The organism is Pseudomonas sivasensis (assembly GCF_021391435.1).
GTDB lineage: Bacteria > Pseudomonadota > Gammaproteobacteria > Pseudomonadales > Pseudomonadaceae > Aquipseudomonas > Aquipseudomonas sivasensis.
In genome coordinates this window covers 1050314-1075087 of record NZ_CP090029.1, presented here as the reverse complement: position 1 = coordinate 1075087, position 24774 = coordinate 1050314, and the positions used below count along the sequence as shown (strand labels likewise).

The 24774-nt window shown below is 60.3% G+C and carries 25 protein-coding genes; 18 read left to right on the top strand and 7 right to left on the bottom strand.

Features of this window, described 5'->3' with window-relative positions; genetic code table 11:
- Positions 1-230 precede the first annotated feature (230 nt).
- The gene (rpsT, locus tag LRO94_RS04700; RefSeq protein WP_016976313.1) at positions 231-509 is read left to right on the top strand and encodes a 30S ribosomal protein S20; all 279 of its coding nucleotides are present in this window, start codon (positions 231-233) and stop codon (positions 507-509) included.
- 207 nt (positions 510-716) lie between these two features.
- Here the strand turns inward: rpsT and LRO94_RS04695 are convergent, their stop codons facing one another.
- Complete coding sequence (locus LRO94_RS04695) at positions 717-1202, bottom strand: FKBP-type peptidyl-prolyl cis-trans isomerase (RefSeq protein ID WP_032886172.1); 486 nt, start codon at positions 1200-1202, stop codon at positions 717-719.
- Here LRO94_RS04695 and LRO94_RS04690 point away from each other — a divergent pair.
- The 3 genes from LRO94_RS04690 to LRO94_RS04680 are packed head-to-tail and all read left to right on the top strand — an operon-like array spanning position 1171 to position 4566.
- A complete protein-coding gene (locus tag LRO94_RS04690; protein ID WP_032886171.1) occupies positions 1171-1506 on the top strand; it encodes a DUF3565 domain-containing protein in 336 nt (111 codons plus the stop codon). The genes LRO94_RS04695 and LRO94_RS04690 overlap by 32 nt on opposite strands.
- 60 nt (positions 1507-1566) lie before the next feature.
- On the top strand, positions 1567-3666 hold the full coding sequence (gene pta / locus LRO94_RS04685) for a phosphate acetyltransferase (RefSeq protein ID WP_099601957.1): 2100 nt from the start codon (positions 1567-1569) through the stop codon (positions 3664-3666).
- A complete protein-coding gene (locus LRO94_RS04680) occupies positions 3667-4566 on the top strand; it encodes an acyltransferase (RefSeq protein WP_032886168.1) in 900 nt (299 codons plus the stop codon). It abuts the gene before it with no gap.
- Positions 4567-4740: 174 nt separating this feature from the next.
- On the opposite strand, the gene cysN is transcribed toward LRO94_RS04680, so the two are convergent.
- The 3 genes from cysN to LRO94_RS04665 all read right to left on the bottom strand — a co-directional run bounded on the left by cysN (position 4741) and on the right by LRO94_RS04665 (position 8461).
- Positions 4741-6639, bottom strand: a complete 1899-nt coding sequence (cysN, locus tag LRO94_RS04675) for a sulfate adenylyltransferase subunit CysN (protein ID WP_122680396.1) — start codon at positions 6637-6639, stop codon at positions 4741-4743.
- Between the two features lie 9 nt (positions 6640-6648).
- Positions 6649-7566, bottom strand: a complete 918-nt coding sequence (gene cysD / locus LRO94_RS04670; protein ID WP_032886164.1) for a sulfate adenylyltransferase subunit CysD — start codon at positions 7564-7566, stop codon at positions 6649-6651.
- 136 nt (positions 7567-7702) lie between these two features.
- Positions 7703-8461, bottom strand: a complete 759-nt coding sequence (locus LRO94_RS04665) for a Nif3-like dinuclear metal center hexameric protein (protein ID WP_032886163.1) — start codon at positions 8459-8461, stop codon at positions 7703-7705.
- Between the two features lie 102 nt (positions 8462-8563).
- Here LRO94_RS04665 and algW point away from each other — a divergent pair, with 102 nt between their 5' ends.
- Together algW and LRO94_RS04655 are read left to right on the top strand one after the other, a co-directional pair.
- A complete protein-coding gene (gene algW, locus LRO94_RS04660) occupies positions 8564-9718 on the top strand; it encodes a Do family serine endopeptidase AlgW (protein WP_032886161.1) in 1155 nt (384 codons plus the stop codon).
- 112 nt (positions 9719-9830) lie between these two features.
- The gene (locus LRO94_RS04655; protein ID WP_179179538.1) at positions 9831-11936 is read left to right on the top strand and encodes a TonB-dependent siderophore receptor; all 2106 of its coding nucleotides are present in this window, start codon (positions 9831-9833) and stop codon (positions 11934-11936) included.
- Here the strand turns inward: LRO94_RS04655 and hemH are convergent.
- Both hemH and LRO94_RS04645 read right to left on the bottom strand, forming a co-directional pair.
- Positions 11931-12956: a ferrochelatase gene (hemH, locus tag LRO94_RS04650; protein ID WP_179179539.1), complete on the bottom strand. Its 1026-nt coding sequence runs from the start codon at positions 12954-12956 to the stop codon at positions 11931-11933. The genes LRO94_RS04655 and hemH overlap by 6 nt on opposite strands.
- Positions 12957-12970: 14 nt before the next feature.
- Positions 12971-13870: a TIGR01777 family oxidoreductase gene (locus LRO94_RS04645; protein ID WP_032886147.1), complete on the bottom strand. Its 900-nt coding sequence runs from the start codon at positions 13868-13870 to the stop codon at positions 12971-12973.
- 212 nt (positions 13871-14082) lie between these two features.
- On the opposite strand from LRO94_RS04645, the gene LRO94_RS04640 reads away from it, so the two are divergent.
- From LRO94_RS04640 to LRO94_RS04585, 12 genes are all read left to right on the top strand, one after another.
- Positions 14083-15069 (top strand): NAD(P)/FAD-dependent oxidoreductase, encoded by a 987-nt coding sequence (locus tag LRO94_RS04640; RefSeq protein WP_095183781.1) that lies wholly within the window; start codon positions 14083-14085, stop codon positions 15067-15069.
- Positions 15066-15281 (top strand): TIGR02450 family Trp-rich protein, encoded by a 216-nt coding sequence (locus tag LRO94_RS04635; protein ID WP_179179540.1) that lies wholly within the window; start codon positions 15066-15068, stop codon positions 15279-15281. The genes LRO94_RS04640 and LRO94_RS04635 overlap by 4 nt, the downstream gene beginning before the upstream one ends.
- 112 nt (positions 15282-15393) lie before the next feature.
- Complete coding sequence (locus LRO94_RS04630) at positions 15394-16353, top strand: YbgA family protein (RefSeq protein WP_095183780.1); 960 nt, start codon at positions 15394-15396, stop codon at positions 16351-16353.
- Positions 16354-16356: 3 nt separating this feature from the next.
- Entirely contained in the window at positions 16357-17286 is a 930-nt protein-coding gene (locus tag LRO94_RS04625; protein WP_095183779.1) for a MerR family transcriptional regulator, read from the top strand.
- Complete coding sequence (gene phrB, locus LRO94_RS04620) at positions 17287-18729, top strand: deoxyribodipyrimidine photo-lyase (protein WP_032886139.1); 1443 nt, start codon at positions 17287-17289, stop codon at positions 18727-18729. It abuts the gene before it with no gap.
- The gene (locus LRO94_RS04615) at positions 18722-19144 is read left to right on the top strand and encodes a nuclear transport factor 2 family protein (protein ID WP_032886136.1); all 423 of its coding nucleotides are present in this window, start codon (positions 18722-18724) and stop codon (positions 19142-19144) included. Before phrB ends, LRO94_RS04615 begins: the two co-directional genes overlap by 8 nt.
- On the top strand, positions 19141-19923 hold the full coding sequence (locus LRO94_RS04610) for an SDR family NAD(P)-dependent oxidoreductase (protein WP_032886135.1): 783 nt from the start codon (positions 19141-19143) through the stop codon (positions 19921-19923). The genes LRO94_RS04615 and LRO94_RS04610 overlap by 4 nt, the downstream gene beginning before the upstream one ends.
- On the top strand, positions 19920-21167 hold the full coding sequence (locus tag LRO94_RS04605; protein ID WP_179179541.1) for an NAD(P)/FAD-dependent oxidoreductase: 1248 nt from the start codon (positions 19920-19922) through the stop codon (positions 21165-21167). Before LRO94_RS04610 ends, LRO94_RS04605 begins: the two co-directional genes overlap by 4 nt.
- Positions 21164-21973: a DUF1365 domain-containing protein gene (locus LRO94_RS04600; protein WP_095183775.1), complete on the top strand. Its 810-nt coding sequence runs from the start codon at positions 21164-21166 to the stop codon at positions 21971-21973. Before LRO94_RS04605 ends, LRO94_RS04600 begins: the two co-directional genes overlap by 4 nt.
- Positions 21960-23231 carry an SAM-dependent methyltransferase gene (locus tag LRO94_RS04595; RefSeq protein WP_032886130.1) on the top strand — a complete coding sequence of 424 codons (1272 nt, stop codon included), beginning with the start codon at positions 21960-21962 and terminating at the stop codon, positions 23229-23231. The genes LRO94_RS04600 and LRO94_RS04595 overlap by 14 nt, the downstream gene beginning before the upstream one ends.
- Positions 23224-23703, top strand: coding sequence for a DUF2878 domain-containing protein (locus tag LRO94_RS04590; RefSeq protein WP_179179542.1), 480 nt, complete (start codon positions 23224-23226; stop codon positions 23701-23703). Before LRO94_RS04595 ends, LRO94_RS04590 begins: the two co-directional genes overlap by 8 nt.
- A gap of 54 nt (positions 23704-23757) precedes the next feature.
- On the top strand, positions 23758-24063 hold the full coding sequence (locus LRO94_RS04585) for a YkgJ family cysteine cluster protein (RefSeq protein WP_032886126.1): 306 nt from the start codon (positions 23758-23760) through the stop codon (positions 24061-24063).
- Positions 24064-24185: 122 nt separating this feature from the next.
- On the opposite strand, the gene LRO94_RS04580 is transcribed toward LRO94_RS04585, so the two are convergent.
- A complete protein-coding gene (locus tag LRO94_RS04580; RefSeq protein WP_032886125.1) occupies positions 24186-24704 on the bottom strand; it encodes an acyloxyacyl hydrolase in 519 nt (172 codons plus the stop codon).
- Positions 24705-24774: the final 70 nt, after the last annotated feature.

Sequence of the window (24774 nt, the reverse complement as noted above, 5' to 3'; positions counted from 1 at the left end):
AAAGAGCAGGCGAACAAAGCGCCCACTTATGCGATACTGCGCGCCTGCAACAGCACAGAGCCAAAGCTCGCGAGTTTACAGGTCAAGCGCCGGAAATAAATCACCCGCCTCTTCAGATCGACCACTCAGCAGTTCGCATCAGCCGCCCTTGACAACACATCAAGTCATCGGCATGATTCGCGGCCTATTTTGTTTGCTATTTCCTAAAAAGTCTTTCGAGGAGCTCGACGGTGGCCAACACACCTTCCGCCAAAAAACGTGCAAAACAGGCTGAGAAGCGTCGCAGCCACAACGCCAGCCTGCGTTCCATGGTTCGTACCTACATCAAGAATGTAGTTAAAGCCATCGACACCAAAGACGCTGAAAAAGCTCAAGCAGCTTACGTTCTGGCTGTGCCAGTTATCGACCGTATGGCCGATAAAGGCATCATCCACAAGAACAAGGCCGCTCGCCATAAGAGCCGCCTGAATGGCCACATCAAGGCTCTGAGCGTTGCTGCTGCAGCCTAAGTGGTAACAACTGCTACGTAACCTTGGTTGCGAAACAGTTAGGAAATGCCCCGTACCGAAAGGTCCGGGGCATTTTTGTTTGTGCCTGATAACACATGCGAGAGTGGGCTTGCTCCCTGCCACAGATGGAGCTGTGATGATTTCAGGCACAAAAAAACGCCCCGAACCAGTCGGGGCGTTTTTGCTATCAGCTGATTAACGCATCAATCAGTGCTGATGACCGCCTTCACCGTGAACGTGGCCGTGAGCAACTTCTTCCTGGGAAGCGTCGCGGATGGCAACGATCTTCACTTGGAAGTTCAGGCGCTGACCAGCCAGAGGGTGGTTGCCGTCGACGGTTACGTCGTCGCCGTCCAGATCACGGATGGTCACGATCTGCATTTGGCCGTCCGGCGCGGAAGCGTGGAACTGCATGCCCACTTCCAGCTCGTCAACGCCTTCGAACATGCTGCGGCTCAAAGTGCTGACCAGTTCAGCAGAGTATTCGCCGTAGGCATCTTCAGGTTCTACGGCTACGGTCAGTTCATCACCAACTGCCTTGCCTTCCAGGGCCTTTTCCAGGCCTGGGATGATATTGCCTGCGCCTTGCAGGTAGACCAGCGGCGCGCCGCCGGCGGAGCTGTCGATGACCTCACCAGCGTCGTTGGTCAGGGTATAGTCGATGGAGACAGCCTTGTTAGCGGCGATCGTCATGGGGCGAGACCTTTTGCATAAGAATGAAGAACGGACAAGTCTAAACAAGGATTTGCCCGAAAGCGAACGGAACCCGGACGGACGGGACCAATCAACGGTCATGATCATCGGTTTTCATTCGGACGAAGAAGGGCATTGGGTGGCCGAGCTGTCATGCGGCCATACCCAGCACCTGCGCCACCAGCCGCCGTGGCAATCCCGCGCGTGGGTACTCGACCCCGCACAGCGCCTGGAAAAAATAGGCCAGCCCTTTGCCTGCGGCTGGTGTGCGCAAGCGCCGAATAACGATAACCTTGACGCCTGATTCCCGGTAGGCACTCAGCCATAGAGCGCCACCGAAGCCATGCACCTCCAGAGAATTCGCATGCAGACTTTTTTTATCGCGCCCACCGATTTTGGTGTGGGTCTGACCTCCATCAGCCTAGGGCTGGTGCGCACCCTTGAACGGGCCGGGCTGAAAGTCGGCTTCTTCAAGCCGATTGCCCAACCGCATCCTGGCGACACCGGCCCAGAACGCTCCACCGAACTGGTGGCACGCACCCACGGCCTGAAGCCTCCACAACCCCTGGGCCTCGCCCATGTAGAGCGGATGCTCGGCGACGGCCAGCTGGATGAACTGCTCGAAGAAATTATCACGCTGTATCAGCAGGCCGCGGTGGGCAAGGATGTACTGATCGTCGAAGGCATGGTGCCGACCCGCAACGCCAGCTACGCGGCGCGGGTCAACCTGCACTTGGCCAAGAGCCTGGATGCTGAAGTGATTCTTGTCTCCGCTCCGGAAAACGAAGTGCTTACCGAACTCTCAGGCCGCGTGGAATTGCAGGCCCAGTTGTTCGGCGGCCCGAAAGACCCGAAGGTACTCGGCGTAATCCTCAACAAAGTACGCACCGACGAAAGCATGGAAGCTTTCTCGGCGCGCCTGAAAGAACATTCGCCGCTGTTGCGCAGCGGTGACTTCCGCCTGCTGGGCTGCATCCCGTACCAGCCGGAACTCAACGCGCCGCGCACCCGCGACGTAGCCGACCTGATGGGCGCGCAGATCCTCAACGCCGGCGACTACGAAACTCGGCGCATGACCAAGATCATCATTTGCGCCCGCACCATGCGCAACACCGTAGAGCTGCTCAAGCCCGGCGTGCTGGTGGTGACCCCCGGCGACCGTGACGACATCATCCTCGCCGTCAGCCTGGCCGCGATCAACGGCGTCCCCCTGGCCGGCCTGCTGCTGACCAGCGATACCCTGCCCGACCCGCGCATCATGGATCTGTGCCGCGGCGCCTTCCAGGCTGGGCTGCCGGTTTTGTCGGTGAGTACCGGTTCCTACGAGACCGCCAACCTGCTCAACAACCTCAACAAGGAAATCCCCATTGATGACCGCGAGCGCGCGGAGATCATCACCGATTTCGTCGCCAGCCACCTCGACGCGCGCTGGCTGCACCAGCGCTGCGGCACGCCGCGGGAGATGCGTCTATCGCCGGCGGTGTTCCGCTACCAGTTGATCCAACGCGCCCAGGCCGCCAACAAGCGCATCGTGCTGCCAGAAGGCAGTGAGCCGCTGACCGTGCAAGCCGCCGCTATCTGCCAGGCTAGGGGCATCGCGCGCTGCGTGCTGCTGGCCAAGCCGGCAGACGTGGAAGCCGTCGCCCGCGCCCAAGGCATCGAATTGCCTGAAGGCCTTGAGATTCTCGACCCGGACCTGATCCGCCAACGCTACGTCGAACCGATGGTCGCGCTGCGCAAAAGTAAGAGCCTCAACGCGCCAATGGCCGAGCAACAATTGGAAGACACCGTGGTGATCGCCACGATGATGCTCGCGCTGGACGAAGTGGACGGCCTGGTCTCTGGCGTTATCCACTCCACCGCGAACACCATCCGCCCTGCCCTGCAGCTGATCAAAACGGCGCCGGGCTGCACCCTGGTGTCGTCCGTGTTCTTCATGCTGTTCCCCGAGCAGGTGCTGGTCTATGGCGACTGCGTGATGAACCCGCACCCAAGCGCTGCGGAGCTGGCGGAAATCGCCCTGCAAAGCGCCGATTCGGCGGCGGCATTCGGCATTACCCCACGTGTGGCGATGATCAGTTATTCCAGCGGTGATTCAGCCAGCGGAGAAGAAGTGGAAAAAGTCCGCGAGGCCACCCTGCTCGCCCACGAACAGCAAAGCTCGCTGCTGATCGACGGCCCGCTGCAATACGACGCCGCCGCCAACGAAAACGTAGCGCGGCAATTGGCGCCCAACAGCCAGGTCGCCGGCAAAGCCACGGTGTTCGTCTTCCCCGATCTGAACACCGGTAACACCACCCACAAAGCCGTGCAACGCAGCGCCGACTGCGTAAGCCTTGGCCCGATGCTGCAGGGCCTGCGCAAACCGGTCAACGACCTGCCCCGTGGCGCCCAGGTCGACGACATCGTGTACACCATCGCACTGACTGCGATCCAAGCCGCCAACCGACCAATGGATATCTAAATGCTGGATTTTCTACCTGCCGCCGTGCGCGGGGTCATCGCTTCGCTGTTGCTGGCACTGAACACGATACTGCTGTGTTCGTTCCTGTTCATCGTCGCGCTGTTCAAGGCGCTACCGTTTGCCAAACGCTTCAGCGAATGGCTGATGAACCACACCCACGAAGCCTGGGTAACTAACAACAAGGGCTGGATGAACCTGGTACAGCGAACGCGTTGGCATCTCAAAGGCCTTGAAGGGCTGGACTATCAGCACTCGTACCTAGTGACCAGCAACCACCAGAGCTGGGTCGACATCATGGTGTTGCAATACGTGCTCAATCGACGGATTCGCCCGCTGAAGTTCTTCCTCAAGCAGGAATTGATCTGGGTGCCGGTGATTGGTCTGGCGTGGTGGGCGTTGGGCTTTCCGTTCATGAAGCGCTACACCAAGGCCTACTTGGAGAAGCACCCGGAGAAGAAAGGCAAAGACCTGGAAACCACCCGTAAGACCTGTGCGAAGTTTCGCGCCAACCCGGTAGGGATTTTCAACTTTGCCGAAGGCACTCGGTTTACGCCGGGCAAACATGCCCAGCAGAAGTCGCCGTTTCGCTACTTGCTCAAACCCAAGGCGGGCGGAATCGCGTTTGTGTTGGATGCCATGGGGGAACAGCTGAAATCACTGGTCAACGTGACCATTCACTACCCTGGCGGACGCCCTGGGTATTGGGACTTGCTCTGCGGCAAGGTGCAGGACGTGGTGGTGCAGTTTGAAGAGGTGCAGATTCCAGCCGAGTTCGTCGGCAGGAATTATGAGCAGGATGCGGAGTATCGGCTGGCGTTCCAGGGGTGGATTAACCAGCTGTGGGAAACCAAGGATGCGTTGCTGGAGCAGCTTCACACCGAATTCCCAAGCAAGCGATGATCAACCTGCGGGAGGGGGCTTGCCCCCGATGAGGGAGTATCAGTTGATGCAGCCGTAGCGGACCCACCGCTATCGGGGACAAGCCCCCTCCCACATCTGACCGCGCCCGATCTTGAAGATGTGAAAAGCCCGCCACCGATCACTCGGTGGCGGGCTTTTTTTTTTCCGCGAAGTTTAGATCGCGCCGCGCTGACGCAACAGCTCCAGCACTTGCTTGACGCTCTCTTCCAACGACAGAGCCTGGGTGTCGAGTACCAGATCGGCATTCAACGGCACGTCGTACGGGAAGGACTCGCCAGGGATGTTATCCCCACCGGCAGCGTACAAACCTTGCGGATCACGCTCGGCGCACACCAACGGCGACGCTTGCACGTAGACGGTCAGCAGGCGGTCGCTGCCAATCAGCGCCTTGGCCTGTTCACGGCCTTCGGCGTCCGGGGCAACGAACGCCGCCAGGGTCAGCAGGCCGGCCTCGTTGAACTGACGCGCCACGTGAGCAGCACGACGCCAGTTCTCGGTGCGCCCGGCACGATCCTGAGGCAAGCCTTTGTTCAGGTCGTGGCGTAGGTTCTGACCATCCAGTACGAACACGGCACGGCCCATGTCGAACAGCTTGCGCTCAACCGCGTAGGCCAAGGTGCTTTTGCCAGCGCCCGAGAGGCCGCTGAACAGAACGGTGGCCGGTTGCTGACCAAAGCGCAGGGCACGTTCTTCAGTGGCCACATGAGCCAACTTGCCGTGCTGCGCCGCGCTGCCGTGGGTAACAGGCGGTGCGATGATCATGCCCGCGGCGACGGTGCCGTTGGTCAAACGGTCGATGACAATAAACGCGCCCGTGGTGCGATTGCTGTCGTAACCGTCCAACGCGATGGCGGCGTCGAGGCTGACCTTGACCCGGCCAATCTCATTCAGTTGCAACGAACTCGCCGGGCCTTCGGCCAGGGTGTTCACGTCCACGCGGTGCACGATGCTGGTGATGGAACCCGGCACATAGCTGGTGGCGCGCTTGATGTCGTATTTCTTGCCCGGCAGCATCGGTTCTTCGGCCATCCACACCAGCATGGCGTCGAAGGCGTCAGTCACTTGCGGCACGTTGTCGGCATGCACCAACAGGTCGCCACGGGAGATGTCAATCTCGTCTTCCATGGTCAGGGTCACGGCCTGACCTGGGCCGGCGTGCTCCAGTTCACCGTCGAAGGTGACAATGGATTTGACGCGGCTGCTCTTGCCCGATGGCAGAACAACGATTTCGTCGCCCTTATGCACGATGCCGCTGGCCAGGGTACCGGCGAAACCGCGGAAGTTAAGGTTTGGACGGTTAACGTACTGCACCGGGAAACGCAGGTCGGTGTAGTTGCGGTCGTTGGCAATCTCGACGGTTTCGAGGATTTCCATCAGCGACTGGCCGGTGTACCAAGGCGAACGCTCGCTCTTGTTCACCACGTTGTCACCCTTGAGCGCCGACATCGGCACGAATGCCAGGGTGCTCGGCTTGAACGCGATACCGTCGGCGAACTTCAGGTAATCAGCCTTGATCGACTCGAATACGCTTTGGTCAAAGCCATTGATGTCCATCTTGTTGATGGCAACGACGATGTGCTTGATGCCCAGCAACGAGGCGATGAAGCTGTGGCGACGGGTCTGGGTCTGCACACCGTAGCGGGCATCGATCAGGATGATCGCCAGGTCACAGGTGGAGGCACCGGTAGCCATGTTGCGGGTGTACTGCTCATGGCCAGGAGTGTCGGCGATGATGAATTTGCGTTTGGCGGTGGAGAAGTAGCGGTAGGCAACATCGATGGTGATGCCCTGCTCACGCTCGGCCTGCAGGCCGTCGACCAGCAACGCCAGGTCGATGTCATCACCGGTGGTGCCGGACTTCTTCGAATCGCGGGTAATGGCTTCCAAGTGATCTTCGTAGATCATCTTGGAGTCGTGCAGCAGGCGCCCGATCAGGGTGCTTTTGCCGTCGTCGACGTTGCCGCAGGTCAGGAAGCGCAACATCTCTTTGCGCTCGTGCTGGCCCAGGTAGGCGAGGATGTCCTCGCTGATCAAATCAGATTGATGCGACATGACAGCCCCTTAGAAATAGCCTTGACGTTTTTTATCTTCCATCGAGCCTGCACCATCGTGGTCGATGACACGGCCCTGGCGCTCGGAAGTTCGCGTCAGGAGCATTTCCTGAATGATGTCCGTCAGCGTCTCGGCTTCGGACTCCACCGCGCCCGTCAACGGGTAGCAGCCAAGGGTACGGAAACGTACTTTCTTTTTGACGATACGGGCTTTGTCTTCGTCGGACAGGTGCTCGAGGATGCGGTCGTCGTCGATCATGATCAACGTGCCGTTCTTCTCGATGACATCGCGTTCGGCGGCAAAGTACAGCGGCACGATCGGGATGCCTTCAAGGTAGATGTACTGCCATATGTCCAGCTCGGTCCAGTTGGACAGCGGGAACACACGGATCGACTCACCCTTGTTGACGTTGCCGTTGTAGACATTCCACAGCTCGGGGCGCTGGTTCTTCGGGTCCCAGCGGTGCTTGCTGTCGCGGAACGAGTACACGCGCTCTTTGGCACGGGATTTCTCTTCATCGCGACGGGCACCGCCGAAGGCAGCGTCGAAACCATGCTTGTCCAATGCCTGCTTAAGGCCTTCGGTCTTCATGATGTCGGTGTGTTTGGCGCTGCCGTGGGTGAATGGGTTGATGCCCTGCGCAACACCATCGGGGTTGACGTGGGTGATCAGGTCCAGGCCCAGTTCTTCGACCATCTTGTCGCGGAACGCGTACATCTCCTGGAATTTCCAGCGGGTATCGACGTGCATCACCGGGAACGGCAGTTTGCCCGGGAAGAAGGCCTTGCGTGCCAGATGCAACATCACGGCGGAGTCTTTACCGATCGAGTAGAGCATCACCGGGTTGTCGAACTCGGCGGCGACCTCGCGGATGATGTGGATGCTTTCCGCCTCCAGCTGTTTCAGATGCGTCAGTTTGTCGACCATGGCTACTCACGGAAAAACGATCTTATGGACGGCCAGCGGGCCGTGTTCGAGCGAGGCATGCTAGCACAGCACCTTCTTCTATTCAGGGAGCCAGCTAGATCGAAACGATATAAGAATATGCCCCCAGGTTTGGCGCTCAAATCGGGTTGGGACAATCGATAAACAGATGCTCCAGGGCGAAACGTCGCGCTAAATAATCTCCCAAAGCCTGCACACCGTAGCGCTCGGTTGCGTGGTGCCCGGCGGCAATGAAGCTGATGTCGTTTTCCCGCGCACTGTGGAAGGTTTGCTCGGAAGCTTCACCGCTGAGGAACAGATCGACGCCGGCGGCAATCCCATGGTCGATGTAGCCTTGGCCACCGCCGGTGCACCAACCGACGCGGCGGATCATCTCGCTGCCTTCGATCAGCAGCGGTTCGCGGCCCATGACGTCCTGTACGCGGCGGGCGAAGTCACGGGGCGACAAAGGTTCGGCAAGGGAGCCGACGAGGCCGACGATCTTGGGGTTACTTGGGTCCAGCGGGCCCTCGACGGTGATGTCCAACTGCTTGGCAAGCTGCACGTTGTTGCCGACGTCGGGGTGCAGGTCCAACGGCAGGTGGTAGGCCAGGAGACTGATGTCGTGCTTGAGCAGGGTTTTCAGTCGCCGTTGCTTCATGCCGGTGATGCAGGGGTTTTCGCCTTTCCAGAAATAACCGTGGTGCACCAGGATCAAATCGGCCTGGGCTTCGACGGCTGCGTCCAGCAGGGCTTGGCTGGCGGTCACGCCGCTGACGATGCGCATCACCTGCGGGCGACCTTCGACTTGCAGCCCGTTGGGGCAGTAGTCGGGGATTTTTGCACTGCCGAGGTAGCGGTCTGCTTCCTCAACGAGGGTGGTAAGGGGGACGGCCATAAAAGACTCCTAAATATCCCGTTCCGAGGCGCTCGCAGCCTCGTATAATGCGCGACATTATGGGCGCTCTCCCGCCCCCTGCAACCTGTCAGGACTTACTTGATGCTCAAGGCACTGCGTTTTTTTGGATGGCCATTGTTGGCTGGCGTGCTGATCGCGATGCTGATTATTCAGCGTTTCCCCCAATGGGTGGGCTTACCGAGCCTTGATGTGAACCTGCAACAGGCACCGCAAACCAGCGCGGTGGTACAAGGCCCGGTGACATACGCGGACGCAGTGGTCATTGCCGCGCCGGCAGTGGTCAACCTGTACACCACCAAGGTCATCAACAAACCAGCGCATCCGCTGTTTGAAGACCCACAGTTCCGCCGCTATTTCGGCGACAACGGGCCCAAGCAACGGCGCATGGAATCCAGCCTGGGTTCCGGGGTGATCATGAGCCCCGAGGGCTACATCCTCACCAACAACCACGTGACCACCGGCGCCGACCAGATTGTGGTGGCCCTGCGTGATGGTCGCGAGACCCTGGCTCGTGTGGTGGGCAGCGACCCGGAAACGGATCTGGCGGTATTGAAGATCGATTTGAAAAGCCTGCCGTCCATCACTCTCGGCCGCTCCGATGGACTGCGGGTGGGTGATGTGGCACTGGCCATCGGCAACCCGTTCGGGGTGGGACAGACGGTGACCATGGGCATCATCAGCGCCACCGGACGCAACCAGCTGGGGCTTAACAGCTACGAAGATTTCATCCAGACCGACGCGGCGATCAACCCTGGCAACTCCGGCGGCGCGCTGGTGGATGCCAATGGCAACTTGACCGGTATCAACACGGCGATTTTCTCCAAGTCGGGCGGTTCCCAGGGCATCGGTTTTGCGATCCCGGTGAAGCTGGCGATGGAAGTGATGAAGTCGATCATTGAGCACGGCCAGGTGATTCGCGGCTGGCTGGGGATCGAAGTGCAGCCGCTGACCAAGGAACTGGCCGAGTCGTTTGGCCTGACCGGGCGCCCAGGCATTGTGGTCGCCGGGATCTTCCGCGACGGTCCGGCACAAAAAGCCGGGCTGCAATTGGGTGACGTGATCCTGAGCATCAACGGCGAACCGGCGGGTGATGGTCGCAAATCGATGAACCAGGTGGCACGGATCAAGCCGACCGATAAGGTGACGATCCTGGTGATGCGCAACGGCAAAGAGATCAAGTTGTCGGCGGAAATCGGACTGCGCCCGCCGCCGGCTCCGGTTAAAGAAGAGGAATAAGCCGCTTCGCTCAGGTGCCCGTTCGCGGGCACCTACAAGCCAACATTTCATAGCGATTCATTCTCATTGGTCATGTTATATTGTTTCAATATCGCTATTGGAACGCTCTATCATGCCGCCTCGAAGAATTGCCCCCTTAGCTGGCCTGGCCTTGGGCTTGCTGCTTGATCCCGCTTTTGCCGAAGAAACCACCGTCGAACTCGATACCATCAGCGTCACCACCGACGCCTATGAATCCGCAACCGGCCCAGTGAAGGGCTACCGCGCCACGCGTTCAGCCAGTGCGACTAAAACCGACACGGCCCTGCGCGATATCCCACAATCCATCAGCGTTATTCCGGCCACGGTGCTCAAGGACCTGGGAAGCACCAACGTGGAACGCGCCCTGGAATTCGCGGGCGGCGTATCCAAGCAAAATAACTTTGGCGGCCTGACACTCTACGAATACAGCGTGCGCGGCTTCACGACCTCAGAGTTCTATCAAGACGGTTTCAGCGCCAACCGTGGTTACCCGAGCACACCGGACGCGGCCACTATCGAACGCATCGAAGTGCTCAAAGGCCCCGCGGCCAGTTTGTACGGGCGTGGCGACCCAGGGGGCACCGTGAATATCGTGACCAAAAAACCTCAGCCAGAAGCCTTCACTACCCTGCAAACCAGTGCCGGTAGTTGGGACCGTTATCGCACCGCTCTCGACGTCAACACGCCGCTGGACAACGAAGGCCACGTGCTGTCGCGGGTCAACCTGGCAGTGGAAGACAGCCACAGCTTCCGCGATCACGTGCAGAGCAAGCGCGTGTTCGTCGCGCCCTCGTTCAGTTGGCAATTGGACCCAGACACCAGCCTGCTCGTCGAAAGTGAATTCGTGCGCCACAGCTCAACCTTCGACCGTGGCATCGTCGACGCCCCCGGCCTGTCACGCGAAACCTTCCTCGGCGAACCCAACGACGGTGACATCGACAACCACAACAATCGCATCCAGGCGACCCTCGAACATCACCTAAACGACGCCTGGAAACTGCGCCTGGCCAGCCACTACAAACAAGGTAGCCTGTGGGGCGACGCCTCGGAAAACCGCGCTCTCAATGCAGATGGCCATACCCTAAACCGCCGCTACCGCGAACGCTCCATGGGCTGGCACGACAGCATCACCCAGTTGGAACTGCGCGGCCTGTTCGACGTCGGCAGCTGGCAGCATGAACTGTTGATCGGCACTGAATACGAGGACTACCGCAAGAAGGAACGCGTGACGGCCATCGCCGGCAGCCCCGGTAGCTCGTACGCCATCGACATCTACAACCCGGTCTACGGCCAAACCAAACCCAATGGCATACGCTCCGGCACCGACTTTTTCGAGCACACCAAAAGCCACGCGCTTAACCTGCAAGACCAGATCGTCTTTACCGATCGCCTGCGCGGCATGGTCGGCGCACGCTTCGAGCATTTCCAGCAAACCGTCGACGACTTCACTCGAAATGTCCCACCGAGCCGGCAAACTCACGACGCTCTTACCCAGCGCGCCGGCCTGCTTTATCAACTCACCCCCGAAGTCGGCGTGTTCGCCAACGCCTCCACTTCGTTCAAACCCAACAGCGGCCTGGACGCGACAGGTAACACCTTCAAGCCCGAAGAAGGCGTGGGTTATGAAGTTGGGATCAAGAGCGAGCTGTTCGACGACCGCCTCAGCGCTACCCTCGCGGCGTTCCATATAGAAAAGGAAAACGTATTGGCCCTGGACCCGGCCACCAACACCAACCGTGCAATGGGCAAGGCGCGCAGCCAGGGCTTTGATCTGCAACTGACCGGGCAACTGACCGACGCGGTGCGAGTGATCGGCGCCTTCGCCTACATTGACGCCGAGGTGACCAAGGGCGACAAGGCCATTCCGGCGGGCAGCCGCATTCTCGGCGTGGCCAAGCGCAGCGGCAGTCTGTTGGGGGTGTATGAATTCCAGGACGGCGCCTTGCGCGGCTCAGACGTGGGCGCGGCGTTCACCTATGTGGGTGACCGCTCGGGTGAAGCCGGCAGCAGTTTTGAACTGCCGGCCTACCACACCGTGGATTTGCTGGCGCACTACAAAGCCACCGAGAACGTGACTGTGGGCCTGAATCTGAACAACCTGTTTGACGAGAAGTACTACGAGCGGTCCTACAGCAACTACTGGATCAGCCCCGGCGAACCGCGCAATCTCACCGTCAGCTTGAGCCTCAGCCTATAGGGACAACGGCGCTCTTTCGCACAAAGTATTGAGCGCCGCCGCCCACTGCGGATCATCATTCAAGCACGGCACCAACACCAACTCCTCGCCCCCCGCCTCACGGAATTGCTCCAACCCCCGATCGCCAATTTCTTCCAGGGTCTCGATGCAATCGGCCACAAACGCCGGGCACATCACCAGCAGCTTTTTCACGCCTTGCTGGGCCAGCGACTCCAGGCGAGCTTCAGTGTAGGGCTCGATCCACTTCGCACGGCCCAGACGCGATTGAAACGCCACCGACCATTTGCCATCCGGCAAACCCAGACGGGCGGCCACATCGCGGGCAACACTGAAACATTGTGCGCGATAGCATTTGGCAAGCACTTCAGGCGAGGCTTTCTTGCAGCAGTCGGCATCCTTGAAACAATGCTGGCCGGTCGGGTCGAGCTTAGTCAGATGGCGCTCGGGCAAACCGTGGAAGCTCAGCAGCAAGTGATCGTAATCCTGCTCGACATAACGCCGTGCGCTCGCCGCCAGGGCATCAAGGTATTCCGGCTGGTCGTAGAACGGCTGCAGAATCGAGAGTCGCACATTCAGTTTCTTGCTTCGCACCACGCGCCGGGCTTCTTCGATCACCGTGGTCACGGTGCTGTCGGCGAACTGCGGGTACAACGGCGCCAGGGTGATCTTCTGAATACCCTGGGTGGCGAGGCGCGTCAGTGTCGTTTCCAGGGACGGCTCGCCATAACGCATGGCCAGTTCCACCGGGCCTTGTGTCCACTGCGCCGTCATCTGCTGTTGCAGGCGACGACTGAGCACAACCAGCGGCGAACCTTCATCCCACCAGATCGACGCATAGGCATGGGCAGACTGCTCGGGGCGCTTGATCAGGATCAGCGACACCAGCAATCGACGTACCGGCCACGGCAAGTCGATCACATAAGGGTCCATCAAAAACTGGTTAAGGTAGCTGCGCACATCCGCCACCGAAGTGGACGCCGGTGAACCCAGGTTGACCAGTAACAACGCGTGATCCGTCATGCAACATCCTATTTCTAGAGGCGGCTGGACAAGTCATCCAAAGCCGTATGCAACTCAGTGAACTGGAAAGTGAAACCGGCGGCCATCAAGCGTTCGGGAATCGCCTTCTGCCCGCCCAGCAACAGCCCCGACAACTCCCCCAAGCCTACCTTCAGCGCAAAGGCTGGCATCGGCATGAACGCCGGGCGGTGCAGTACCTGGCCCAGCGTCTTGGCGAACTCGCGGTTACGCACTGGGTGTGGGGCGCAGGCATTATAAGGACCGCTGGCGTCATCCTTGTGCAGAAGAAAATCAATCAGGGCGATTTGATCCTTGATATGCACCCATGGCATCCACTGCCGACCATTACCGATAGGCCCGCCCAGCGCCAGTTTGAACGGCAGCAGCAGCCGCGACAAAAAGCCGCCCTCGGCCGCCAACACCAAACCGGTGCGCACCAGAACCACGCGCATGCCCAAGGCTTCGGCACGCTGGGCGGTTTCCTCCCAGGCGATACAGAGCTGGCTGGGAAAATCGTCCTGTACCGGACCACTGGCCTCGGTCAGTTCGCGCTCACCACCGTCGCCGTACCAGCCCACCGCCGAGCCGGAAATCAACACCGCCGGCTTTTGCGCAAGACCTTCCAGCCACGCCAACAGGGTTTCGGTAAGACCGATGCGACTGCTCCACAACAGCGCCTTGCGTTTGTGGGTCCAGGGACGATCGGCGATGGCGGCGCCGGCGAGGTTGACCACAGCGTCCACGACGCCGATCACCTCTTCCAGGCGCGCAACGCCCAGCACCTCGGCGCCACACAAGGCGGCAACCTCTTCGGGATGACGGCTCCACACGGTCAGGCGATGGCCTTGACCGAGCCAGTGTTGGCAGAGTTGGCGGCCGATCAAGCCGGTACCGCCGGTCAGCAAAATGTGCATGGGATCTTCCTCATGTAACGTTCGCCGCCGATCACTGGTCTATTTTATAAGCAGGGATCAATTTGTAATCGTGCGTGACTGTTGTTTAAGCCTCAGCTTTAACCATAGGCCACGCCACACGTTCAGGTACGCCAAAACTTATACCAAAAAACAATATTGTACAGCTATTGGTGTCGGCGTAGTCTGTACCCAACGGTAGAACGAGGCCCTCCATGACTGTCCCCATCGCGATCATCGGTACCGGCATCGCCGGTCTCTCCGCCGCCCGAGCGTTACGAGACGCCGGGCACGCTGTGCAACTCTTCGATAAAAGCCGCGGCAGTGGTGGCCGCATGTCCAGCAAGCGCAGTGATGCCGGTGCGCTGGACATGGGCGCCCAATACTTCACCGCCCGCGACCGACGCTTCGTCAATGAAGTGCAACGCTGGCAAAGCAACGGCTGGGCCGAGCAGTGGAAACCGCAGTTGTACAACTTCAAATCCGGCCAGCTCACCCCTTCCCCCGACGAGCAGATCCGCTGGGTAGGCTCACCGCGCATGAGCGCCATCACCCGTGCCCTGCTCGATGACTTGCCGGTGGAGTTCGGTTGCCGCATTACCGAGGTGTTCCAAGGGACTCAACACTGGAACCTGCTCGACGCTGACGGTGGCAATCATGGACCATTCAGCCACGTGATCATCGCCACGCCAGCGCCACAAGCCACCGCCCTGCTCGCTGCTGCGCCAAAGCTGGCCAGCGCCGCCGCTGGGGTAAAAATGGACCCCACCTGGGCCATCGCCCTGGCCTTCGACACACCCCTTGATACGCCAATGGAAGGCTGCTTCGTGCAGGACAGCCCCCTCGACTGGCTGGCGCGCAACCGCAGCAAACCTGGACGCGACACCACCCTCGACACCTGGGTGCTGCACGCCACCAGCGCCTGGAGCAAAGCCCACTTGGACCTGTCCAAGGAAGCCGTGATCGAACACTTGCACGGCGCCTTCGCCGAGTTACTGCACAGCGCCATGCCTGCGCCGTCGTTCAGCCTGGCGCACCGCTGGCTCTATGCGCGGCCGTCCAGCAGCCATGAATTCGGTGTGCTGGCCGATGCCGACCTGGGTCTGTACGTGTGTGGCGACTGGTGCCTGTCCGGTCGAGTGGAAGGCGCCTGGCTCAGTGGCCAGGAAGCCGCGCGACGCCTGATCGAGCACCTGCAATGAACCGCATCAACCCCGCCAAGCTGCTGCTGTCAAAGTGGACAGCAGCCCATCCCCGTAATAAGGAAAAACACTTTTTGGTCACCGAGCTGTTTCGGGATGAAGAAGGCACGGTGCTGGAAATCGAGCTGCAAGCCATCATGACCAAACGCGGCGAACGCCTTCCGTGGCAGACCTTGCAGGATGCCGAGGCATGGAAAATGGGCTGGAAATAGTCCCCCCGCAAAAAACCTGTACAAATAATTTGACTTGTACAGCTTCAGACCTATGATGAGATTAGTTGTACAGAAATCAACGCTTGTACAAGAATCTTGCAGAGGTTTGGCCATGTCCAGCAGCGCAAAACCGAAGATCGCTATCAGCGCCTGCCTACTAGGCGAGAACGTGCGCTTCAATGGCGGCCATAAACAGTCCCTGCTCTGCAGCCAAACCCTCGCCGACTACTTCGACTTTGTGCCCCTGTGCCCCGAAGTTGCGATCGGCCTGGGCATCCCCCGCGAACCGATCCGCCTGGTTGGCGACCCTGCCCATCCGCAGGCCGTGGGCACTGTGCGCCGCGAACTCAATGTGACCCAGCCCCTGAACGAATACGGCCAGCAGATGGCTGAAGAACATACCGATCTGTGCGGCTACATCTTCATGCAGAAGTCGCCGTCCTGTGGACTGGAGCGAGTCAAGGTGTACCGCGAAAACGGCACACCGGTCGACGGTGGCGGACGCGGCATCTATGCCCAGGCGTTTTGCGCGCGCCACCCCAACCTACCGGTCGAAGAAGACGGCCGACTGAACGACCCGGTGCTGCGGGAAAACTTCCTGACCCGCGTTTTCGTCTACGCCAGTTGGCAAAAGCTGCTGGCCGAAGGGCTGACCCGTCACCGCCTGCTGGCCTTTCACTCGCGCTACAAATACCTGCTGATGGCCCACAGTCCCGCCCATTACAAAAGCCTGGGTCACCTGCTGGGCAGCATGGGCAAAGGCACCGACCTCAATGAGCTCGCCGAGTCTTACTTCAGCGATTTGATGACCGGCCTGACCAAATGCGCCACTCGCGGCACCCACACCAATGTGCTGCAACACATCAGCGGCTACCTCAAGCAGGTGATCAGCGCCGATGACAAGCAGGAAATGCAAACCGTCATCGGCCAATACCGCCACGGCATCGTGCCGCTGGTGGTGCCGCTGACGCTGCTCAAGCATCACTTTCGCCAACACCCGGACCGCTACATCGCGCAGCAGGCGTACCTGCAACCGCACCCGGAAAATCTCAGCCTGCGTAATGCGATCTAGACCATGAAAGCTGCCCTGCAAGACGAACCCGGCGAAGACATCGCTCAAGCCCTGGAAGACGGCTGGCTGCCGATCCGCGAAGTGGCGCGCCAGACCGGCGTCAACGCTGTGACCCTGCGCGCCTGGGAGCGTCGCTATGGCCTGATCGTGCCCCAGCGCACACCCAAGGGCCATCGGCTGTTCAGCGCCGACCATGTACAACGCATCCACGCCATCCTCACCTGGCTCAATCGCGGCGTGCCGGTCAGCCAGGTGAAGCACCTGATCGACTCTGCCCAGGCCAACACCGACACGTCGCAGAATGAATGGCACACCCTGCGCCAGACCTTGGTACAGGCCATCAGCGAACTGACCGAACGCCGGGTCGACGATGCCTTCAACCAGGCCATGGCACTGTACCCGCCGCGCACCCTGTGTGAACAACTGCTACTGCCGCTGATCAAGGAGCTGGAGCAGCGTTGGCAGGGCCAGTTCGGCGCGCAGATGGAGCGGGTATTTTTCCTGTCCTGGCTGCGCAGTAAGTTCGGTGCGCGCATCTACCACAACAATCGCCAGTTGCACGGTGCGCCGCTGCTGCTGATTAACCAGTCCGACCTGCCCCTGGAGCCGCATTTGTGGCTCAGCGCCTGGCTGGCCAGCAGCGCCGACTGCCCCGTGGAAGTGTTTGACTGGCCGCTGCCCGCCGGCGAGCTGGCCCTTGCAGTCGAGCACCTGCAACCGCGCGCGGTCTTGCTGTATTCGAGCAAAGCCCTGCACCTGCCGGGCCTGACCAAGCTGCTCACGGGCGTCAGTCGCCCGACGCTGCTCGTCGGACCAACGGTCTGCATCCATCAGGCGGAGTTAGCCGTATTAACCCATGACACTCCTGAATTATTCGTGGCCGAAGATGTGTTGTCGGCCCACCAGCTACTGATACAGCGTGGACTTATTTAAATGCACTTGATCTGGCTGCGCACCGACCTGCGCCTACACGACAACACCGCCTTGGCCGCTGCGACCCAGCGAGGCCCGGTTGCCGCCGTGTACCTGATCACGCCTGAGCAATGGCTGGCCCACGATGATGCTCCGTGCAAGGTCGACTTCTGGCTGCGCAACCTGCAGCACTTGAGCAAAGACTTAGGCGAGCTGAACATTCCCCTGCTGATCCGCACAGCTGCCACCTGGGACCAGGCGCCCAGCGTGCTCAGCGAACTGTGCCGGGACCTGTCGGCGCAATCGCTGCACGTCAACGAGGAGTACGGCATTCATGAAAGCCGTCGTGACGCCGCCGTGGCCCAGGCGCTGGAAGCCGAGGGCGTGACCTTCCACAGTTACCTTGATCAATTGTTCTTCCAACCGGGCAGTGTGCTGACCAAGACCGGCACCTACTTCCAGGTCTTCAGTCAGTTCCGCAAGGTCTGCTACACACGTCTGCACAGCGCGCTTCCACAGGTAGTGCCCACGCCAAAGGCCCAGGCCAAACTCGACCTTAAAAGCGATCCGGTGCCGACCACCGTCGCAGGCTTCGAGCCGCCCAGCGACACCCTGCGTGCCCTCTGGCCCGCCGGTGAGGACGAAGCCCGGCGGCGCCTCGATGCATTCGCCGACCAGCAGATCAGCTACTACAAAGACGAACGCGACTTCCCCGCCAAGCCCGGTACCAGCCAGCTGTCGGCCTACCTCGCTGCCGGCGTGGTTTCGCCGCGCCAGTGCCTGCATGCAGCCTTGCAGAGCAACCAAGGCGAATTCGAAAGTGGCGACATCGGCGCCATCACCTGGATCAACGAACTGCTCTGGCGTGAGTTCTATAAACACATTCTGGTGGGCTACCCAAGGGTGTCCCGTCACCGTGCGTTCCGCCCCGAGACCGAGGACGTGGCCTGGCGTGATGCGCCCAAGGATCTGGCAGCCTGGCAAGAAGCTCGCACTGGCCTGCCGATCATCGACGCCGCCATGCGTCAATTGCTGGAAACCGGCTGGATGCACAACCGCCTGCGCATGGTAGTGGCAATGTTCCTGACCAAAAACCTGCTGATCGACTGGCGTGAAGGCGAGCGCTTCTTCATGCGTCACCTGATCGACGGCGACTTGGCCGCCAATAACGGTGGCTGGCAGTGGAGCTCGTCCACCGGTACCGACTCGGCGCCCTACTTCCGGATTTTCAGCCCGCTGAGCCAGTCAGAAAAATTCGACAGCGAAGGCGTGTTCATCAAGCACTGGCTGCCGGAATTGGCCGCACTGAATAAAAAGGAAGTGCATAACCCCGAAGCCGCCGGTGGTCTGTTTGGCGTGGCAGATTATCCGCGCTCGATTGTCGACTTGAAGAAGTCCCGCGAGCGCGCCCTGGCCGCCTTCCGTAGCCTGCCTTCACGTCAATCGGTCGTCGAACATGAGTGACTTCCTGCAACGCTTCGCCCAAACCTTCGCCACGCTGGACAAGCACAATCTGCACCTGCTCGACAGCCTGTACAGCAAGGACATTGCCTTTACTGACCCGCTGCACGAGGTCCATGGGCTGACCGCGTTGCACAGTTATTTCGCCGAGTTGTACAGCAACGTCAGCCAACTGCGCTTCGACTTCCACGGTTTCGACCAAGTGGCCGAAGGCGAAGGCTACCTGCGCTGGAAAATGAGTTTTTGCCACCCGCGCCTGGCCAACGGCCAAGTCATCCGGGTGGAAGGATGCTCGCACCTGATGTGGCGGGACAAGGTGTACCGCCACCGCGATTACTTCGATGCCGGCGCCATGCTCTACGAGCACCTGCCCGTGCTGGGCAGAGTCGTCAGTTGGCTCAAAAGGAGAGTGGGATGAACGCAGTGTCGCCACGTCGTTATTGGCTGACCGGTGCCAGCAGTGGGATAGGCGCCGCCTTGGCCGTGGAGCTGCTTAACAGCGGCGCCCATGTCGCCTTGAGTTCTCGCACCCAGGCACCGCTGGATGCGCTGGCTCTACGCTACCCCGGCCAAGTGTTGGTGGTGGCCGGTGACCTAACCAACAGCCAGACCGTGCGCGAAATTGGCGAGCACATCGGTGACGTCTGGGGCTCGCTCGACACCGTGATCCTTAACGCCGGCACCTGTGAATATGTCGACGCCAAGCAGTTTGATTCATCGATCATCGAGCATGTGGTACGCACCAACCTGCTGGCCAGCAGTTATTGCATCGAAGCGGCCCTGCCGTTGTTGCGTGTCGGGCGTGCACCGCATCTGGTGGGCGTCGCCAGCGCCGTGACCTACCTGCCGATGCCCCGCGCAGAAGCCTATGGCGCGTCCAAGGCCGGCCTGCGTTATCTGTTCGAGTCCCTGCGCATCAGCCTGTCGCCGGAAAATATCGATGTCACCGTGATCAGCCCGGGCTTCGTCGATACGCCACTGACCGAGCGCAATGACTTCCCGATGCCCCTGAGCTGGCCGGCCGACAAGGCTGCTCGGCATATATTCTCCAAGCTGGACAAACGCCCGCTGGAAATCGCCTTCCCGGCCTTGTTTATCGCCACTTTGTGGCCGCTGTCGAAACTGCCTAATCGCGCGCAATTGATCATCGGCAAACGCATGCTGCGCAGCCCGCCACCGAAAAAGGACGACCTGTGAAGATCGCCATTATCGGCAGCGGCATTGCTGGCCTGACCAGCGCCTACCTGCTTAGCCGCAGTCACGAAGTCACCGTGTTCGAAGCGGGCGACCGGATCGGCGGGCATACCCATACGGTCAACGTCAGCGTCGACGGCAAAAGCTACGCAGTGGATACCGGCTTCATCGTGTTCAACGACTGGACCTACCCCAACTTCATCCGCTTGCTGGGGCAGATCGGTGTCTCGTTCAAACCCACCGAAATGAGCTTTTCGGTGTGTGACGAAAAAACCCGGTTCGAATACAACGGCAATAACCTCAACAGCCTGTTCGCCCAGCGCCGCAATATCCTGTCGCCGGGCTTCTGGGGCATGTTGCGCGACATCCTGCGGTTCAACCGCCAGGCACCGCTGGACCTGCAGGAGCAACGCATCAGTGCCGAGATGACCTTGGGCGATTACCTCACGGCCGGCGGCTACGGCGAGCGCTTTGTGCGGCACTACATCGTGCCGATGGGTGCGGCGATCTGGTCGATGTCCCTGGCGGACATGCTGGGTTTTCCGCTGCAATTCTTTGTGCGCTTCTTCAAGAACCACGGCTTGCTGTCAGTGAACAACCGGCCGCAGTGGTGTGTGATCGAAGGTGGATCCAGCAGCTATATCGAACCGCTGACCCGCGGCTTTCGCGAGCAGATCCGCCTCAACAGCCCTGTGCATAACGTCGAGCGCACCGAGCAAGGCGTAGTTATCCACAGTCCTGCCGGCAGCGAGGCATTTGATCGGGTGGTGTTCGCCTGTCATAGCGACCAGGCGCTGGCATTGCTCGCCGACCCAAGCCAGGCCGAACAAGAGATTCTCGGTGCCCTGCCCTACGCCGATAACGACGTGGTTTTGCACACCGACACGCGCCTGCTGCCCGACCGCAAACTGGCCTGGGCCAGTTGGAATTACCGGCTGAGCGGTAACACCCAGACTCAGGCCGCCGTCACCTATGACATGAACATCCTGCAAGGCATCGACAGCGCTACCACCTTTTGCGTCAGCCTCAACCAGACGCCGATGATCAACCCGCTGAAGATCCTCGCGCGCTTCACCTACGCGCATCCGCAATACAGCCTGGCGGCAGTGGCCGCGCAAAACCGCTGGGAAGAACTGGCCGGCGTGCGCAACACGTTTTATTGCGGTGCCTACTGGGCCAATGGTTTCCACGAAGACGGCGTGGTCAGTGCGCTGCGCGTGGCCCAGGCCTTTGGGGAAACCCTGTGAACAGCGCCCTGTACAGCGGCTGGATTGCCCATCGACGGTTTGCGCCCAAGGCCCATGCCTTTCGCTACCGCATCGGCCTGCTGTACCTGGATTTGAGCGAACAAGACGAAGTCCTCGGACTGTCACCGTTGGCCGGACCAAGTCGCCTGGCGCCCTTCGGCTTTCGTCAGCAGGACTATCTGCGTGAATTCACGCGTCACGGCATGAGCTTGAGCGATGCCGTGCGCCAGGAAGTCGGCAAGGCTCTGGGGCATACGCCTCAGGGCGTTATCTGCCTACTGACCCAGGCCCGCAGTTGGGGCCTGGCTTTTAATCCCGTGAGTTTCTTCTACTGTTTCGAGGCCGATGGGCAACTGGCCGCGATCTTGTGTGAAGTGACCAACACCCCGTGGCGCGAGCGCTACCACTACGTACTGCCGGCCCAAGCCCTGGGCGCTGATGAGCACCAGCATTTCGCGGTGGCCAAGGCCTTCCATGTGTCGCCGTTCCTGCCTCGCGACCTGGAATACCGCATGAGCTTCAGCCCGCCCGCAGACAGGCTCGGCGTGCACATGGCCGACTGGCAGGGCGAGCTGAAAGTCTTCGACGCCACCTTGAGCCTGCAAAAGGAAGCGCTGACCCGCGCCAGCCTGCATCGCTACTTGTGGCGATTTCCGTGGATGACCGCCAAGACTTGCCTGGCCATTTACTGGCAGGCGATACGCCTGTTTCTTAAACGCACACCGATTTTTTCCCACCGGGCCGCCGATGGCGCCTCTCGTACAGCAGTCGGGTATACCAAGGATCGCCGCCATGAAATCCCCTAGCTTATCGGTCAAGACCAGCCGCCTGAACGTCAACGGCGTGACCAGTGCGCTGCTGCGCAAGGGCGTACTGCGCCAACTCAGCCAATTGCGCCATGGCCAATTGGTGGTGATCGAGGACGGCGAACGGCAAGTGTTCGGCGCACGGGAAGCGCACTTGCTGGGGGAAATCCAGATCCTCGACCCTGCGGTGTGGGGCCTGGTGGCGGCCAACGGTTCCATCGGCGCCGGCGAGGCGTTTATTCACGGCTATTGGAGCAGTCCGGACCTGACCGCGGTGGTACGTGTGATGGTCAGCAACCTGGACGTGCTCGACGCCATGGAAGGTGGCCTGGCGCGGCTGGCACGCCCGTTCACTCAAGGTCTGCACTGGCTCAACCGCAATACGCGCAAGGGCTCGCAGAAAAACATCGCCGCGCACTACGACCTTGGCAACGACCTGTTCGAAGAATTCCTCGACCCGACCATGATGTATTCGGCGGCGCAATTTCTGAGCGACGACGACACACTGGAACAGGCGCAACTGAACAAGCTTGAACGCATCTGCCAGAAACTCGCGCTCAAACCCACCGACCACCTGCTGGAAATCGGCACCGGTTGGGGCAGCATGGCGCTATACGCGGCGCAACACTATGGCTGCAAGGTCACCACCACGACCTTGTCCAAGGAGCAATTCGCCTACACCGAAAAACGCATCGAAACCCTCGGTTTGCAAGGCCAGGTCACGCTGCTGCTGAGCGACTATCGCGACCTCACCGGCCAATACGACAAGCTGGTGTCCATCGAGATGATCGAAGCCGTGGGCCATCGCTTTCTGCCCACCTACTTCAAGCAGTGCGCGCATTTGCTCAAGAGCGATGGGCTGATGCTGCTGCAGGCCATCACGATCCGTGAGCAACGGTTTGAGCAGGCCAAGAACAGCGTGGACTTTATCCAGCGCTACATTTTCCCCGGCGGCGCCCTGCCCAGTGTGCAGAACATGCTGCAGATCGTCAGCCGCGACACCGATATGAACCTGCTGCACATGGAAGACTTTGGCCTGCACTACGCGCGAACCTTGCGCCTGTGGCATGAGAACTTTCGCCGCGCCCACGGCCGTCTGACGGAGCTGGGCTACGACGAATACTTTTTGCGGTTGTGGGAGTTTTACCTCTGCTACTGCGAAGGTGGCTTTATGGAGCGCACCATCGGCACCGCGCAATTGCTGCTGGCCAAACCGGCAGCCATCAACCCGCCGTTGCTCGGGCGCTTCAATGCTTAAAACCCTGGCCAATGCCGCGCTGTTCCAGTGCGGCTGGTTTGCCTGTGTGCTGGGCGGCGACAGCCTATGGCTGCTGGTTGGCCTGGCGGTGCTGGCCGTTCACCTGCTGTGGATAAGTGCGTGGGCCGAGGACGGTGTACTGATCATCAGCGTGATGCTAGTGGGCACCGCAGTGGACACGCTGCTGCGCGCCGTAGGGGTTTTCCAGTTCAGCGAGCCGGGGCCATTGATTCCGTTCTGGTTGATGCTGCTATGGGCATTGCTGGCGACCACCTTGCGCCATTGCCTGGCCTGGAGCGCGCGGCCGCGGTGGCGTGCCGCACTGCTGGGCGCGATGGGCGGGCCGCTGTCCTACTACGCGGGGAGCCAATTGACCGATGTTCAATTTGGCTATGGCCTGGGCCCTACAATGGCCGGCCTTGCCGTGCTTTGGGCGGTGCTTTTTGTCGGGCTGCACCGGCTGGCACGCTGACGTCCGTCAGAGCATTCATACGCAAATGACCGGCTTGCCTTACACTGCTCGCCTATGACCAACATCCCCCACACCCAAATCACTGAGCCCACCGTCACCTGCTCGACGTGCGCGGCCTGCTGCTGCCAGCTGGAAGTCATGTTGATCACCGACACCGGCGTGCCGGAGCGCTATATCGACACCGACGACTGGGGCGGCGAAGTGATGCTGCGCCTGGACGACGGCTGGTGCGCGGCGCTGGATCGGGACACGATGATGTGCACGATTTATGAGCGTCGGCCGCTGATTTGTCGGGAATTCGAGATGGGCGCACCGGAGTGCCTGACCGAACGCGAAGGAATCGCCACGGCGTACCGCTGATCTAAGGCCAGTGACGACCTCAATGTGGAAGGGGGCTTGACCCCGATAGCGGTAGATCAGTTGGAAAATTCCTCGACTGACACTCCGCCATCGGGGCAAGCCCCCTCCCACAAGGTTTTGAATTACAGCGGCATGGTGTAGTGCAGTGAGTAGCTTTCTACACCGTCGTTATTGCTGCTGATCCCGGCATTAGAGTAGTGCGTGGCGCGAATGCCCACTTCATGCCCACCGGTGAAGCGCAGGCCGAAACCCAAGCGGTCTTCGAACTGGAAAGCCTGGCCGATGTTGTTGTCCTCCAGTTTGGTACGGGAGAACACCGCCACGCCGATCCCGGCTTCGATGTAGGGCTTGACCGACTGACCGGCAAATTCATACACAAAGACAGGCGAGAACGACAGGCTGCTGGCGCCTGCACGGTCATCACCTTCCCAATAGGTATAGGCGCCGCTCCAATAGCCGGTCAGGCGACCGACATCACTTTGCATCCAACTCTTGTCCCAATCCGACGTCAGCCCCAATCGATAGGTGAGCGTCGAATCACTGGTGGCCCCCAGGCCAAACTCAAGCCCGGCGGCCTGCGCCGAAAAAGAGTGTCCCACCACAGCGGCCGCAATCGCAGCCAAACAGAACAAGCGCTTCATAAGAAACATCCTTTCCGAACGAAGTTATATGGTTTTGTACAAGCAATCTGGCTATAGAAGCCTACGAAGT